This window comes from Salmonella sp. SA14318, assembly GCF_029866905.1.
GTDB classification, from domain to species: Bacteria; Pseudomonadota; Gammaproteobacteria; order Enterobacterales; family Enterobacteriaceae; genus Salmonella; species Salmonella enterica.
This window is the reverse complement of the sequence record NZ_CP123282.1, coordinates 359,237-373,621: the sequence shown is the minus strand read 5'-3', so window position 1 is coordinate 373,621 and position 14,385 is coordinate 359,237. Positions and strand designations below refer to the sequence as shown.

10 protein-coding genes are annotated in these 14,385 nt (G+C 55.5%); 2 read left to right on the top strand and 8 right to left on the bottom strand.

Annotation, left to right across the window (positions count from 1 at the left end; all coding sequences use genetic code 11):
- Nucleotides 1–7: 7 nt before the first annotated feature.
- A complete protein-coding gene (gene malP, locus QEN32_RS01690) occupies nt 8–2,401 on the bottom strand; it encodes a maltodextrin phosphorylase (protein ID WP_023181718.1) in 2,394 nt (797 codons plus the stop codon).
- Nucleotides 2,402–2,995: 594 nt separating this feature from the next.
- Between malP and malT the strand changes: the two genes are divergently transcribed.
- Nucleotides 2,996–5,701 (top strand): HTH-type transcriptional regulator MalT, encoded by a 2,706-nt coding sequence (gene malT, locus QEN32_RS01685; protein ID WP_000907030.1) that lies wholly within the window; start codon nt 2,996–2,998, stop codon nt 5,699–5,701.
- Between the two features lie 114 nt (nt 5,702–5,815).
- On the opposite strand, the gene QEN32_RS01680 is transcribed toward malT, so the two are convergent.
- The 4 genes from QEN32_RS01680 to QEN32_RS01665 form a co-directional block, all read right to left on the bottom strand.
- Nucleotides 5,816–6,376 carry a hypothetical protein gene (locus tag QEN32_RS01680; protein WP_242105635.1) on the bottom strand — a complete coding sequence of 187 codons (561 nt, stop codon included), beginning with the start codon at nt 6,374–6,376 and terminating at the stop codon, nt 5,816–5,818.
- Nucleotides 6,373–7,407, bottom strand: a complete 1,035-nt coding sequence (rtcA, locus tag QEN32_RS01675) for an RNA 3'-terminal phosphate cyclase (RefSeq protein WP_242105634.1) — start codon at nt 7,405–7,407, stop codon at nt 6,373–6,375. The genes QEN32_RS01680 and rtcA overlap by 4 nt, the downstream gene beginning before the upstream one ends.
- 3 nt (nt 7,408–7,410) lie before the next feature.
- Entirely contained in the window at nt 7,411–8,625 is a 1,215-nt protein-coding gene (gene rtcB / locus QEN32_RS01670) for an RNA-splicing ligase RtcB (RefSeq protein ID WP_265322227.1), read from the bottom strand.
- Nucleotides 8,626–8,976: 351 nt separating this feature from the next.
- On the bottom strand, nt 8,977–10,530 hold the full coding sequence (locus QEN32_RS01665) for a TROVE domain-containing protein (protein ID WP_242105633.1): 1,554 nt from the start codon (nt 10,528–10,530) through the stop codon (nt 8,977–8,979).
- Nucleotides 10,531–10,718: 188 nt separating this feature from the next.
- On the opposite strand from QEN32_RS01665, the gene rtcR reads away from it, so the two are divergent.
- Entirely contained in the window at nt 10,719–12,302 is a 1,584-nt protein-coding gene (rtcR, locus tag QEN32_RS01660; RefSeq protein WP_242105631.1) for an RNA repair transcriptional activator RtcR, read from the top strand.
- Here rtcR and QEN32_RS01655 read toward each other — a convergent pair.
- From QEN32_RS01655 to glpE, 3 genes are all read right to left on the bottom strand, one after another.
- Nucleotides 12,299–13,057, bottom strand: coding sequence for a DeoR/GlpR family transcriptional regulator (locus QEN32_RS01655; RefSeq protein ID WP_000815085.1), 759 nt, complete (start codon nt 13,055–13,057; stop codon nt 12,299–12,301). The genes rtcR and QEN32_RS01655 overlap by 4 nt on opposite strands.
- Before the next feature lie 93 nt (nt 13,058–13,150).
- The gene (glpG, locus tag QEN32_RS01650; RefSeq protein ID WP_000928702.1) at nt 13,151–13,981 is read right to left on the bottom strand and encodes a rhomboid family intramembrane serine protease GlpG; all 831 of its coding nucleotides are present in this window, start codon (nt 13,979–13,981) and stop codon (nt 13,151–13,153) included.
- Nucleotides 13,982–14,056: 75 nt separating this feature from the next.
- Entirely contained in the window at nt 14,057–14,383 is a 327-nt protein-coding gene (gene glpE, locus QEN32_RS01645; protein ID WP_000434523.1) for a thiosulfate sulfurtransferase GlpE, read from the bottom strand.
- Nucleotides 14,384–14,385: the final 2 nt, after the last annotated feature.

The following is a 14,385-nucleotide window of genomic DNA, read 5'->3' as shown; positions in this document are numbered from 1 at the left end:
CGCTCCCTTAGCGTTTTGCCTGCCAGATACGGGCCTGATAATCGCGAATAGAGCGATCGGAACTGAACATACCGCAGCGCGCGGTATTGAGGATCGCGGCGCGCGTCCACGCTTCCTGGTCGCGATACAGCGCATCCACCTGCTTTTGCGCCTCGACATAAGCGGCGAAGTCCGCCATGACCAGGTACGGATCGCCCCCCTGTTTGCCGAGGCTATGCAGCATCTGGTCAAAGGCATGTTTATCGCCATCGCTGTATTGACCGCTTTCCAGCTCTTTTAGCACCGCATCCAGCACTTTGTCTTTTTTACGCCATTTCACCGGATCGTAGCCTTTGGCTTTGAGCGCCTTGACCTCTTCCACAGTATGGCCAAAGATAAAGATATTCTCTTCACCCACCTTCTCAGCGATTTCAACGTTAGCGCCGTCCAGCGTTCCCACAGTCAACGCCCCGTTCAGCGCCAGTTTCATGTTACCGGTGCCGGACGCCTCTTTCCCGGCAGTAGAAATTTGCTCGGAAATATCCGCCGCCGGAATGAGCATTTCCGCCGCCGAGACGCAGTAATCCGGCAGGAAAACCACCTTCAGCTTATCACCCACCGCCGGGTCGTTATTAATGGCTTCCGCAACCTTATTGATAGCAAAAATGATGTTCTTCGCCAGGTAATAGCCCGGCGCCGCCTTCGCGCCAAACAGGAATACGCGCGGTACGCGGTCGGCCTGCGGGTTTTCGCGGATCTCTTTGTACAGCGCCAGAATATGCAACAGATTCAGATGCTGACGCTTGTACTCGTGCAGACGTTTGATTTGAATATCAAAAATCGCATGGCTCGAAATCTCAATCCCAGTACGGGCCTGGATAAATTTCACCAGCCGTTCTTTGTTCGCCCGTTTGATGTCGCGATATTGCTGACGGAATTTGGCGTCGTCAGCGTATTTTTCGAGGTTGATCAACTGGTCGAGATCGTTAGCCCACTCTTTTTTCAGCGTTTTATCCAGCAACGCCGCAAGCTGCGGATTGCACTGTTTAATCCAGCGACGCGGTGTAATGCCGTTGGTGACATTGTGGAATTTGTTCGGCCAAAGCTGGTGATATTCCGGGAACAGATCTTTCACCACCAGATCGGAGTGCAGCGCCGCCACGCCGTTGACCGCAAAGCCGCTGACCACGCACATATTGGCCATGCGTACCTGACGGTCGTGCACCACCGCCAGTTTTGCCCATACCTGCTTATCGCCAGGCCAGGTCTTATCGACCAGCGTCTTAAAGCGATCGTTAATCTGCTTGATAATCTGCATATGACGCGGCAACAGCGCTTTGATTAACCTCTCGTCCCAGCACTCCAGCGCTTCCGGCATCAGGGTGTGGTTGGTGTAGGCGAAGGTTTTGCTGGTGATAGCCCAGGCGTCATCCCAGCTCAGTTGGTGCTCGTCAATCAGCACGCGCAGCAGTTCCGGAATGGCGATGGTCGGGTGAGTATCGTTCAACTGAATGACCTCGTAATCCGCCAGCTCATGCAGTTTGCGTCCGGCCAGATGGTGGCGACGCAGAATATCCGCTACCGAGCAGGCGCACTGGAAGTATTGCTGCATCAGGCGCAGTTTTTTGCCCGCCGTGTGGTTATCGTTGGGATAAAGCACCTTCGTCAGTTTTTCCGCATCGATACCCTGCTGTTCCGCCCGCAGGAAAGCGCCGTCGTTGAATTTGGTCAGATCAAACGGATGCGCGTGGGTCGCCTGCCACAAACGCAGCGGTTGCGCGACGCCGTTACGATAGCCTAACACCGGCAGATCCCAGGCTTGGCCTGTAATCACAAAACCTGGCTCCCAGCGCCCTTCTTTGGTAACTTTACCGCCGATCCCAACCTGGACGTCCAGCGCCTCGTTGTGGCGGAACCACGGATAGCTGCCGCGATGCCAGTCATCCGGCGCTTCCATCTGCTTGCCTTCAACAAATGACTGACGGAACAGCCCATACTGGTAGTTCAGACCATAGCCCGTAGCGGACTGCCCGACGGTGGCCATCGAATCGAGGAAGCAGGCGGCCAGACGTCCCAGACCACCGTTGCCGAGCGCCGGATCGACTTCCTCTTCCAGCAGATCGGTCAGATTAATATCGTGCGCTTTCAGCACATCGCTAACGTCCTGGTACCATCCCAGATTTAACAGGTTATTTCCCGTCAGGCGGCCAATCAAAAATTCCATCGAAATGTAGTTCACATGACGCTGGCCTTTCGTCGGCTGCGCTACCGGTTGCGCGCTCAGTAATTCCGCCAGCGCGCCGCTAACGGCCTGCCACCACTGACGAGGCGTCATGTCGGACGCCGACAGTAAACCGAAACGCTGCCACTGACGCGTCAGGGCGGCCTGGAATTGATCTTTATTGAAGGTTGGCTGTGACATAGGAAATCCGTCCTCGGGTAATAAAACAACGTTATCGCTAGTTTGCCAGGCTCGATGTTGACCTTCCTCCTCCCGGCACTGATTAGGGAGGGAGGAGGAGCGGGGATGAGCATAAAAGTGTGATCGCCGCCACTTACCCCTGTATAAACGCGCCGATTCCTGTCAACGCCCCCCAGTGTTACGCATAATCAAATGAATAAACAGAAATAACAGTAAATCGCGAAGGGGTATTTTCGAAAGATTATATGAACGCCGAAATAGTTTCTTACCTGAAATATTCAGCGGCGGGAGATTCACTAACTAAACATAATTAATTAAACGCCTGGTATCGCCATTGTGTTAAATCCGGATGATGTCCAGGACATTATTTACAATAACGGAAATATGACCTCAGCCCAGCTCTGACGCTCGTTTCAACCGCACCGAATACTTTTTTAATACCGTTATTTAGAATTGTGACAGAGTGCAAATTCAGACACATAAAAAGTCTGCTTAGCTTGCATTAAAATGCTTTCTGGCCGACCTTATATCTATTAATTACGAAGCGCAAAAAAAATCGCAGTTCCCCCCATTTCCCACAGTGAAGTGATTGTTATGTTGATTCCGTCTAAATTAAGTCGTCCGGTTCGTCTCGACCATACCGTGGTTCGTGAGCGGCTGTTGGCTAAACTTTCCGGCGCGAACAATTTCAGGCTCGCCCTGGTAACCAGTCCTGCTGGCTATGGGAAAACCACGCTTGTCTCACAGTGGGCGGCGGGCAAAAATGAATTAGGCTGGTACTCTCTCGACGAAGGCGATAACCAGCAAGAGCGATTCGCCAGTTACTTAATTGCCGCTATCCAACAGGCCACCGGCGGACACTGCTCTACCAGCGAAGCGATGGCGCAAAAACGTCAGTACGCCAGCCTGACGTCCCTCTTCGCACAGCTCTTTATTGAACTGGCGCAGTGGCATCGCCCGCTTTATCTGGTGATTGACGACTACCATTTGATTACCAATCCGGTGATTCACGACGCGATGCGCTTTTTCTTACGGCATCAGCCGGAAAATTTCACCCTGGTGGTGTTATCGCGTAATTTGCCGCAACTGGGCATCGCTAACCTGCGCGTGCGCGATCAGCTGTTGGAAATCGGCAGCCAGCAGTTGGCTTTTAACCATCAGGAAGCAAAGCAATTTTTTGACCGTCGTCTTTCGTCGCCCATTGAAGCCGCTGAGAGCAGCCGCATGTGCGATGATGTGGCCGGTTGGGCCACTGCGCTACAGTTGATCGCCCTCTCCGCGCGCCAGAACCATACCTCTGCGCATCACTCCGCCCGCCGTCTTGCCGGGATTAATGCCAGCCACCTTTCTGATTATCTGGTGGACGAAGTACTGGATAACGTGGATGTCAGCACCCGACATTTTTTACTTAAAAGCGCGATCTTACGCTCAATGAATGACGCGTTGATCGTGCGCGTGACCGGCGAAGAAAACGGCCAGATGCGGCTGGAGGAGATTGAGCGCCAGGGGTTATTCCTGCAACGCATGGACGACACGGGCGAGTGGTTTAGCTATCACCCGTTGTTTGGTAGCTTTCTGCGCCAGCGTTGCCAGTGGGAACTGGCGGCGGAACTGCCGGAGATCCACCGTGCGGCCGCGGAAAGCTGGATGGAACAAGGTTTTCCCAGCGAAGCTATTCATCATGCGCTGGCGGCGGGTGACGCGCAAATGCTGCGCGATATCCTGCTTAACCATGCGTGGGGGCTGTTTAATCACAGTGAACTGGCGCTGCTGGAAGAGTCATTAAAAGCGCTGCCGTGGGAAAGCCTGCTGGAAAATCCGCGACTGGTGTTGTTACAGGCCTGGCTGATGCAAAGCCAACACCGCTACAGCGAAGTGAATACGCTGCTGGCGCGCGCTGAGCAAGAGATCAAAGGGGTCATGGACGGCACGCTGCATGCTGAATTTAACGCGCTGCGCGCCCAGGTCGCCATCAACGACGGCAATCCGGAAGAGGCAGAGCGGCTGGCGAAACTGGCGCTGGATGAGCTTCCTCTCGCCTGGTTTTATAGCCGCATTGTCGCGACCTCCGTTCACGGCGAAGTGCTGCACTGTAAAGGCGATCTTAGCCAGTCTTTATCGCTGATGCAGCAAACCGAACAAATGGCACGCCATCATGACGTCTGGCATTACGCGCTGTGGAGCTTAATTCAACAAAGCGAAATTCAGTTCGCCCAGGGATTCCTGCAGGCCGCATGGGAAACGCAGGAGAGAGCCTTCCAGTTGATCAAAGAGCAACATCTGGAACAACTGCCGATGCATGAGTTTCTGGTACGTATCCGCGCGCAATTGCTGTGGGCGTGGGCGCGCCTTGACGAAGCGGAGGCCTCGGCGCGCAGCGGTATCGCTGTGCTGTCCACCTTCCAGCCGCAACAACAGTTGCAGTGCCTGACGTTACTGGTGCAGTGCTCGCTGGCGCGCGGCGATCTGGATAATGCCCGTAGTCAGCTTAACCGACTGGAAAATTTATTAGGCAATGGTCGTTATCACTGCGACTGGATCTCTAACGCCGATAAGGTGCGTGTCATTTACTGGCAGTTAACCGGCGACAAAAAATCCGCCGCCAACTGGTTACGTCATACGCCCAAACCGGCGTTTGCCAATAACCATTTTCTGCAAGGGCAATGGCGGAATATCGCCCGCGCGCAGATCTTGCTGGGCGAATTCGAGCCTGCGGAAATCGTGCTGGAAGAGTTAAATGAGAATGCCCGTAGCCTGCGCTTAATGAGCGATTTAAACCGCAATCTGCTGTTACTCAATCAGCTTTACTGGCAATCCGGGCGGAAAAACGACGCCCAGCGCGTATTGCTTGATGCCTTACAGCTCGCCAACCGGACCGGATTTATCAGCCATTTTGTGATTGAAGGCGAAGCCATGGCGCAACAATTGCGTCAGCTGATTCAACTCAATACGCTGCCGGAGATGGAGCAGCATCGCGCGCAGCGCATCCTGCGAGAGATTAACCAACATCACCGGCATAAATTCGCCCATTTTGACGAAGGCTTCGTCGAGCGCCTGCTTAACCATCCGGATGTCCCGGAGCTTATTCGCACCAGCCCGCTCACCCAGCGTGAATGGCAGGTGTTAGGGCTTATCTATTCAGGCTATAGCAACGAACAAATTGCCGGCGAACTGGCGGTGGCCGCAACCACCATTAAGACGCATATCCGCAACCTCTACCAGAAACTCGGCGTCGCGCACCGTCAGGACGCGGTACAGCACGCGCAGCAGTTGCTGAAGATGATGGGGTACGGGGTTTAACGTGTGCCTGATAACGCTTCGCTTATCAGGCCTGCAGAGTCATTTTAAATCATATTGATATTGCTGGTTTTGTAGGCCGGGAGCATAAACGTAAATCCAGACGTTGAGTTGGCTTCAGGCCCGATGGCCGTCGCTCAGCCGCAGGTTAAATGGCGCCCATCCATCCGGCGGGTCCCATTCGCCACTGCCATAAATAATACCCTCCCGGATATCGTGAATAATGACGCCATCAATACCACACAGTTCCGATCGCCAGATAATGCCGGAACTCACGTTGATAAGAAACGTATACTGAAAGGTTGTGACCAGGAAATTCTCGCTCAGCGAGGCCTTATGATCCCAAACATCGGGTATTGAATAAATATGGCCAGCATAATCATCAAGAAACAGGCTCTTAACCTGATGTGAATCCGTATCAAATAAGTGAACGTGCTGACCGTATAATATCGCAATAGTCTTATCATTATTCATGATGCCGCTGAAGCACTGCTCAACGATCCAGCGCCCCTCTTCCAGCGCGACAAAAAGACACAGCACGATAACCGGCTCGCCGTCCTGACTCACCAGCACTCTTCGCCGCATCGTTGAAGGGCCGGAAAAGGGATTAACATCCCTCTCCGGGATGGCGTCAGCAACGCGTTGTTCAGCATCAAGGAAATCAGCGTGGTATGTCATGATCCGCTATCATTTTTACTTACCATAACCTGCACCATCCCCCTCGCCTCCTCCAGGTTGAACGTTACCGGCAAAAACCGTTCCACCACCGCAATATTGGTAAGCAAGTGAGCGGAAGCCCGCGCCACGGTAAACGCGCCTTCGCCCGCCAGCGCCAGCGGTAAAATCAGCTGGTCGGCCAGATGCTCTCCCACCGCCGCCGGGCTTGCGAGATAGCGCCGCGCTTCATGCGCAACCTGGTTAGCTACCGCTTCCGCGCTGGTGCCTTTTACGCCGAACGCGGCGAACAGTTCGGTTAACTGTTCGCTTTGGATCATCAGCGACAGCGCGTTGCCCGGCCCGCAGCCGCCTTCCAGAGCAACGACGTTTTTCTCCGCCTGCGGGAAGTGGGCTTCCAGCGTTGCGACTTCACGTTCGCCAACGTGGTAAGGCACCGAGGCCAGCAAAGCTTCGGCGGTGATACGCCGCGTCTCGCCGCGCGATATCAGCGTCAGACCGCGTAAAGACGCCGCCGGTTCGACGACCGTTGCCGCCGCGCCGCCGCCTGCCGGATAAAAGCCGTGTTTTATCAGCGTGGTGCGCTGGTTGATACCCATCCTCGCCAACAGAGGCTCCCAGACGCGGCAAATAAAATCGGCGCTGGGCGCGGCCTGATTATGCGTCCCGCCGTGAACCTCCACGCGGGATGAACCGTCGGCAAACCACAGCGCGGGCAGGACGGTTTGCAGCACCAGCATACAACTGCCCGCGCTGCCAATCGCGAAACGGTACTCGCCGCCGCGAATCGGCCCCGGCGTAAAACGCAACTGTTGCGAGCCCAGCTCGTCGCCGTTCACCTGCGCGCCGCAGATTTCCGTTGCCGCCCGCACCGCCGTTAAATGCTGGCGTAGCAGCCCCGGTTTAGCGCGCCCGGCGCGGATGCCGCTCATTTCAAACGGCTGGCCGGTTATCATTGATAAACTCAGCGCCGAGCGCAAAATCTGCCCACCGCCCTCTCCCTGTGCGCCATCCAGCGCGATGATCCTTGCCATTTTCTATCCTTTAACGCACACCACCTGCCGCAGGGTGTACATGATTTCCACCAGGTCAGACTGCGCCGCCATCACCGCATCAATGTCTTTATACGCCATTGGGATCTCGTCGATCACATCCGCATCTTTACGGCATTCGACATGCGCGGTGGCGCGAATCTGATCGTCAACGCTAAACAGTTTCTTCGCTTTCGTTCGGCTCATCACACGCCCGGCGCCGTGGCTGCACGAACAGAACGACTCTTCGTTACCCAGCCCGCGCACGATAAAGCTTTTCGCCCCCATCGAACCGGGAATGATACCGAACTCACCGCGCCGCGCCGAAACCGCCCCTTTACGCGTCACATAGATCTCTTCGCCAAAGTGCTGCTCTTTTTGCACATAGTTATGGTGGCAGTTGATTTCGTCCATATCGAGGGCGATCGGTTTTTCCACGCAGCGCTGGAGCGCCGCCAGCGCGTTTTCCATCATCGCCTCGCGGTTCAGGCTGGCGAATTGCTGCGCCCAGTGTACCGCTTTCAGGTAATCATCAAAATATTCGCTTCCTTCATTAAAATACGCCAGATCGCGGGACGGCAGCGTTTCTAACTGCTCCTGCATTTCTTGCTGCGCCAGGCCGATAAAATAGGTGCCGATGGCGTTACCGATCCCGCGCGAACCGGAGTGCAGCATGATCCATACCCGATCGGTTTCATCCAGACAGATCTCAATAAAGTGGTTACCGGTTCCCAATGTTCCCAGGTGCTTATAGCTATTGGTATTCAAAAAGCGCGGATATTTTTGCGTTAACCACTGATATCCCGCTTCCAGCTGCGCCCATTTTACATCAACGTTGGCGGGCGGGTTTCCCCATGCGCCCACATCGCGACGCCCGCGTCCGGTGGTACGCCCGTGAGGCACAGCGGTCTCTATGGCGCTACGCAGTTCCGCCAGATTTTCCGGCAGATCGGCCGCCGTTAAGCTGGTACGCAGCGCGTTCATTCCACAACCGATATCCACGCCCACCGCCGCCGGAATAATCGCCCCTTTCGTCGGGATCACGCTACCGATGGTCGATCCTTTCCCCAAATGCACATCCGGCATAACGGCAATGTGTTTGAAAATAAACGGCATTTTCGCCGTATTGATCAGCTGCTGACGGGCATCGTCTTCTACCGGTACGCCTTTGGTCCACATTTTTACCGGTGCGTTCTGGGTGGTCATCAATTCGTAATTCATCATTTTTTCTCATTTTAATCATTAGGGTGGCGACAAGTGGTGAAGAATCTTAACTCCGGTTAAACCGGAGGCGCAGGGATTGAACCTGCTAGCGGCATTACCTCCGCGTTACCTGTAGATCCTCCGGCATTCGCCAAAATAGGGTGGCACGACAAGTTAAGGTGAATCACCCGCTCTACCGTTGAGCTACAGGGCTAAGCCCCGGCAGGGTTCGAACCTGCGTCTGGCCATACAAGGTGTAGATCCACCAGCATTCGTGCCTTCAGCGTTGCGCGACAAATTCATAGCCGGGATGATACGCATCGGGAAAGATGTAATCCCGGCCAGCATTCGCGCCGCGCTGAATACTCTTTACAGCGTCACGGCTTCAATCTCTTCCAGCCAGTGCGCGCTGCCATAGCGACCGTTAACAAAGTTATCTATCACCGTAAACACCTCGTCGCTGAAGCCGCCGACGTTCAAAATATCGCTTCGTTCCGCCGCCTGGGTGGTGCCGTAAGGCAGCAGATCGATACACACCAGGCGCGCCTGCGGGTTGCGCTTTTTCAGTTCTATCCAGCATTCCATGGTGGCCGTTGAGCCATAACGCGACTCATCAACCCACGATTCGTTATCCGACACCATAATCACCAGATCCACTCGCGCCCGCTCGTTCAACAACCTACGCAGCGGCGCGGAGCAGTTGGTGCCGCCGCCGCCAACCGCCGCCAGCTTTTGCGCGTTGTGCATAACCGACTGGCGCGCATCAAGCCGCACGTCGACCACATCGCATTCAAACGGCAGCACGCGGGCCTGCGGATGATTACGCAGCACAGCGGCGGCGATCAGCCCGGCAACGTCCACGCAGCGGATCTTACTGGTCGCCCCCTTGCGATAGCCGGTTATCGATGACTTCATCGACCCCGACACGTCCGGGCAGACCACCACGTTGCCGCGAAACGGCGGAATGTTCTCCAGCGCGTACTCCATCGCCTGCGCTAAAGCCTCACGAATAACCTGCGGCACGCTGCATTGCAGATTGCTCCACGCCGACAGCAACTGATAAGGATAAACCCAGGACTGGCGCACCTGCGCCCTGTCCGCCAGTCGCTGCGCCACGCTGGCGGCAAGCGTTACATTCTCAAACACGCCATGACGCGCCAGCGTATTCAAATTCATCCGTAACGTTTGCCAACTCATCCGCTGCGCCAGTTGCGCCCACTGTTCGCGACTCAGCGGCGCGTTGGTCAGCAGTAAAAACGGCACATCGGGTAAGGCCGCGCCCATGTCGCCTTCACGAAACGCCAGCAGCGCGCGCGTTTTTTCCGGCAGTTGCGCCTTATCGCACGGCTTACCAATCAGCCAGGCGAAGAAGGCTTCCTGCCACGCCGCCTGCGGCCGTGGGTGCACCATTTTGACGATATCCGCCAGCGACGGCGCATTGCCCACCGAGGCCTGCAATAAACGCTCTTCGCTGGCGTTCTGCAACCAACGCTGCACCAGCTTCTTTGGCCGCGTCCCCAGCGAGCGCCGCCCGGTCACGCCGCTGCGCAAAATTTGCACAAAGTTACGCAGCATCCGGCCATTATTGATCACCCGCGCAAATACTACCGGCAGCAGCGCCGAACCACGCGCCGCCAGAATGGCGGTCAACAGCGCGGGCATATCCTTCATCATCCCGCGTTCGCGGCCATAAATCGCCAGTTGCGCTAAAAACAGATCGTCGAGATCTTTCGCCGTCGCCAGAACATCATTTAGCTGCGCCTGACCGCTGGCATAAAAAGTCTCGTTCATGCAGCCGGTCATCACCATTTGCGCCAGTTTATGGCGCGGGGTGAAGGCAAAGGCCGCTGCGCCTTGCTGATTGCTGGCGTTGGCCAGCGGCGCGTCCCTTAACAGCGAACGGAACAAAAGTGGATTAGCCATTTGTTTTCCCATTTCCGTTATTCTCCATGCCAGAGTTATTGCAACCAGCGTGCCAGAAAATAAATTATTTTATAATTTATTGATTTTTAAAAAATTTATTTCTTTAGCGTTCAGGTGAAAGAAAAATGCCTGCACGGCAGCCATTAAAAAGCGATAAAATTATCTCGTCTTTTAGAAGGAAATCTAAGATGCGAAAAACGGTGGCCTTTGGTTTTGTCGGTACGGTGCTCGACTATGCAGGACGCGGCAGTCAGCGTTGGGAAAAATGGCGCCCTACTTTGTGTCTGTGTCAGCAGGAGACGCTGGTCGTTCACCGCCTGGAACTGCTGTACGATGCCCGCTCTCGCTCGCTGTTTGAAGGATTAAAGAAGGATATCGCCAGCGTCTCGCCGGAAACGGAAATCGTCGGCGTAGAAATCGCGATCCGCAACCCGTGGGACTTCGAAGAGGTTTACGCCTGCCTGCACGATTTCGCCCGCAGCCATACCTTTCATCCCGAAGATGAAGACTATCTGATTCATATCACCACCGGCACCCACGTCGCGCAGATCTGCTGGTTCCTGCTGGCGGAGGCGCGCTATCTACCGGCGCGATTAGCGCAGACCTCGCCGCCGCGCAAAAAAGATAAACCGCATAGCACGGGCGACGTGACGATTATTGACCTCGACCTCAGCCGCTACAATGACATCGCCACCCGCTTCGCCCAGGAGCGGGAGGAGACGCTCAACTTCCTGAAGTCCGGCATTGCAACCCGCAACCCGTGTTTCAACCGGATGATTGAGCAAATTGAGCGCGTCGCGATACGCTCCCGTTCGCCAATCCTGCTCAACGGCCCGACCGGCGCGGGCAAGTCGTTTCTCGCCCGTCGCGTCTATGAACTAAAACTGGCCCGCCACCAGTTCAGCGGCCCGTTTGTCGAAGTGAACTGCGCCACCCTGCGCGGCGACACGGCGATGTCGGCGCTGTTCGGCCACGTTAAGGGGGCGTTTACCGGCGCGAGAGAGGAACGTGCGGGACTGCTGCGCAGCGCCGACGGCGGCATGTTGTTTCTTGACGAAGTGGGAGAACTGGGCGCGGATGAACAGGCCATGTTGCTGAAAGCCATTGAAGAAAAACGCTTTTACCCTTTCGGCAGCGACCAGCAGGTCAGCAGCGATTTCCAGTTGATTGCCGGCACGGTGCGCGACCTGCGCCAGCGGGTGGCGGAGGGGACATTCCGCGAAGACCTGTACGCGCGCATTAATCTCTGGACCTTCGAACTACCGGGCCTGCGTCAGCGCCAGGAAGATATTGAGCCAAACCTTGACTACGAACTGGAACGCCACGCGGCGCTAACCGGCGACAGCGTGCGTTTTAATACCGAAGCGCGCCGCGCCTGGCTGAGCTTCGCCACCTCGCCGCAGGCCGCCTGGCGTGGTAACTTCCGCGAACTCTCCGCCAGCGTCACCCGCATGGCGACGCTGGCGGACAACGGGCGAATCACGGTCGAAACGGTAGACGATGAAATCGCGCGTTTGCGCTATAGCTGGAATGACCATCGCCCCTCCGCGCTCGACGGACTGCCGGGCATTGACGCAACGGCGCTGGATCTGTTTGACCGTATGCAACTGGAAAACGTCGTTGCCGTCTGCCGCCAGGCGAAAACCCTTTCCGACGCCGGGCGGCAGCTATTCAACGTTTCCCGCCAGGGGAAAGCCACGGTGAATGACGCTGACCGGCTGCGTAAATACCTGGCGCGTTTTGGTCTGACGTGGGACGTTTTACAGAATTAACACAGCTCCAGTTGGATATGGTTCTCCGTCAACACCTGCATCACGCCCGGCGGCGGCAGGGTATCGGTGTAGACCGCATCGACCATACTAATGCTGCCCATGTTTACCATCGCGTTACGGCCAAATTTAGAGTGATCCACCACCAGCATCACGTGGCGCGAATTTTCGATAATCGCGCGCTTGGTGCGTACCTCATGGTAGTCAAATTCCAGCAACGAGCCGTCGCTATCAATACCGCTAATACCGAGAATGCCGAAATCGAGACGGAACTGGGCGATAAAGTCCTGCGTCGCTTCGCCAATAATGCCGCCGTCGCGGCTGCGGAGTTCGCCGCCGGCGAGGATAATACGAAAATCCTCTTTCGCCATTAGCGTGTTCGCTACGTTCAAATTGTTGGTCACGATCCGCAAATTACTGTGCCCTAACAGGGCGTGCGCTACGGCTTCCGGCGTCGTGCCGATATCAATAAACAGCGTTGAACCATTGGGGATCTGGGCCGCGACTTTGCGAGCGATGCGCTCTTTTTCTTCCGTTTGCGTCGCCTTACGATCGTGCCACGGCGTGTTCACCGAGCTGGAGGGCAACGCCGCGCCGCCGTGGTGGCGCAAAATCATATTCTGTTCCGCCAGATCGTTAAGATCCCGACGAATGGTTTGCGGGCTGACAGAAAAATGCTCCACCAGCTCTTCCGTACTGACGTACCCCTGTTTTTTCACCAGTTCAATGATCGCGTCATGCCGTTGTGTTTGTTTCATGAATAATCTCTGAAAGTAACCAACTTTGCGCCGGATAGCGGCATTCGCCCTACCCGGCCTGGAAAAATATCTCGACCACAGGCCGGATACGCCTCACGTTCGTTTTCGCGCATTCAGCGTATCAACAAAGGCCATCGCTAAACCGACGATAAGCCCGGCGATGTGCGCGCCGTTCGCCATAGACATGCCAAACCAGTCAAACCAACCAGCGACTATCCACAATAATGCAAAAATAATTAAGCCGCGCTGGAGGTAAATTCCGCTTTGCGGATCGCGCTCTCCGCGCAGCCACACGTACCCCATCAGCGCATAGACGACGCCAGACAGTCCGCCAAACCACGGGCCGCTAAATTTCTGCTGTACATAGCCGCTTAGCAGCGCGCTTATCACCGTAATGACGATTAATTTACCGCTGCCCAGGCGCTTCTCTACCGCCCCGCCGAGATACCACCACCACAGCAGGTTAAAAAGAATATGCATCAGTGAGAAGTGCATAAAGATATGGGTGAAGTAGCGCCAGACTTCAAATTTTAAAACCGGATCGAACGGCCACGCCAGCCATACCATCACCGTCTGATCGCCGATGAGACTCATCGCGATATAGACCAGCACGCAGGCGAGCATCACGATCCAGGTAACAGGGCCGGCTCGTTCACGCAGCGTGGCGAGAAAGGGAAAACGGCGATAGCGTAGCCCGCTGTTAGTCTGCCCGGACTGCCAGCTAGCCGCCAGATAACGCGGATCGCCGGGATTTTCTATAAACCGCGCCAGCTCGACCCGCACACGTTCGGCCTGCGATTCATCCGCCAACCAGATATCGCTTTGATTATGTTGCTGAATAGTAAGAATGACGCCCTGGGTGGCCATGTAATCAACAAATGCCTGCGCCACGCGAGGATTCGCAAAGGAAGTAATCATCAACATTATTGCTGTCGCTTAGTCCATACAAAAGAAGACAGTATATATACCCTTCTCGTCGGAGGCTGCATCTTTATGGGATTACGCGCCATTCGCGACATCGGCAGGGAAACGGCGATGCCAGGCCTCAAACCCGCCGTCAATGCTGTAAACCGCATCATAGCCTTGCTGGAGCAGATACTGCGCGGCGCCTTTACTACTGTTGCCGTGATAGCACATTACCATCACGGCGGTATCGAAACCATGCTCACGCATAAACGCGCCCAGCGTATCGTTAGTCAAGTGAAACGCCTGCGGCGCATGACCCATGGCATAACTTTGCGGATCGCGAATATCGACCAGCACCGCCGCGCCCTGGTGCAGTTTCTGATACGCCTCTTCTACAGTGATACATTCAAATTGTTCCATGA

Coding starts and splice junctions, on each gene's coding strand:
- malP (WP_023181718.1), bottom strand. CDS start 2,401: ATGTCACAGCCAACCTTCAATAAAGATCAATTCCAGGCCGCCCTGACG.
- malT (WP_000907030.1), top strand. CDS start 2,996: ATGTTGATTCCGTCTAAATTAAGTCGTCCGGTTCGTCTCGACCATACC.
- QEN32_RS01680 (WP_242105635.1), bottom strand. CDS start 6,376: ATGACATACCACGCTGATTTCCTTGATGCTGAACAACGCGTTGCTGAC.
- rtcA (WP_242105634.1), bottom strand. CDS start 7,407: ATGGCAAGGATCATCGCGCTGGATGGCGCACAGGGAGAGGGCGGTGGG.
- rtcB (WP_265322227.1), bottom strand. CDS start 8,625: ATGAATTACGAATTGATGACCACCCAGAACGCACCGGTAAAAATGTGG.
- QEN32_RS01665 (WP_242105633.1), bottom strand. CDS start 10,530: ATGGCTAATCCACTTTTGTTCCGTTCGCTGTTAAGGGACGCGCCGCTG.
- rtcR (WP_242105631.1), top strand. CDS start 10,719: ATGCGAAAAACGGTGGCCTTTGGTTTTGTCGGTACGGTGCTCGACTAT.
- QEN32_RS01655 (WP_000815085.1), bottom strand. CDS start 13,057: ATGAAACAAACACAACGGCATGACGCGATCATTGAACTGGTGAAAAAA.
- glpG (WP_000928702.1), bottom strand. CDS start 13,981: ATGTTGATGATTACTTCCTTTGCGAATCCTCGCGTGGCGCAGGCATTT.
- glpE (WP_000434523.1), bottom strand. CDS start 14,383: ATGGAACAATTTGAATGTATCACTGTAGAAGAGGCGTATCAGAAACTG.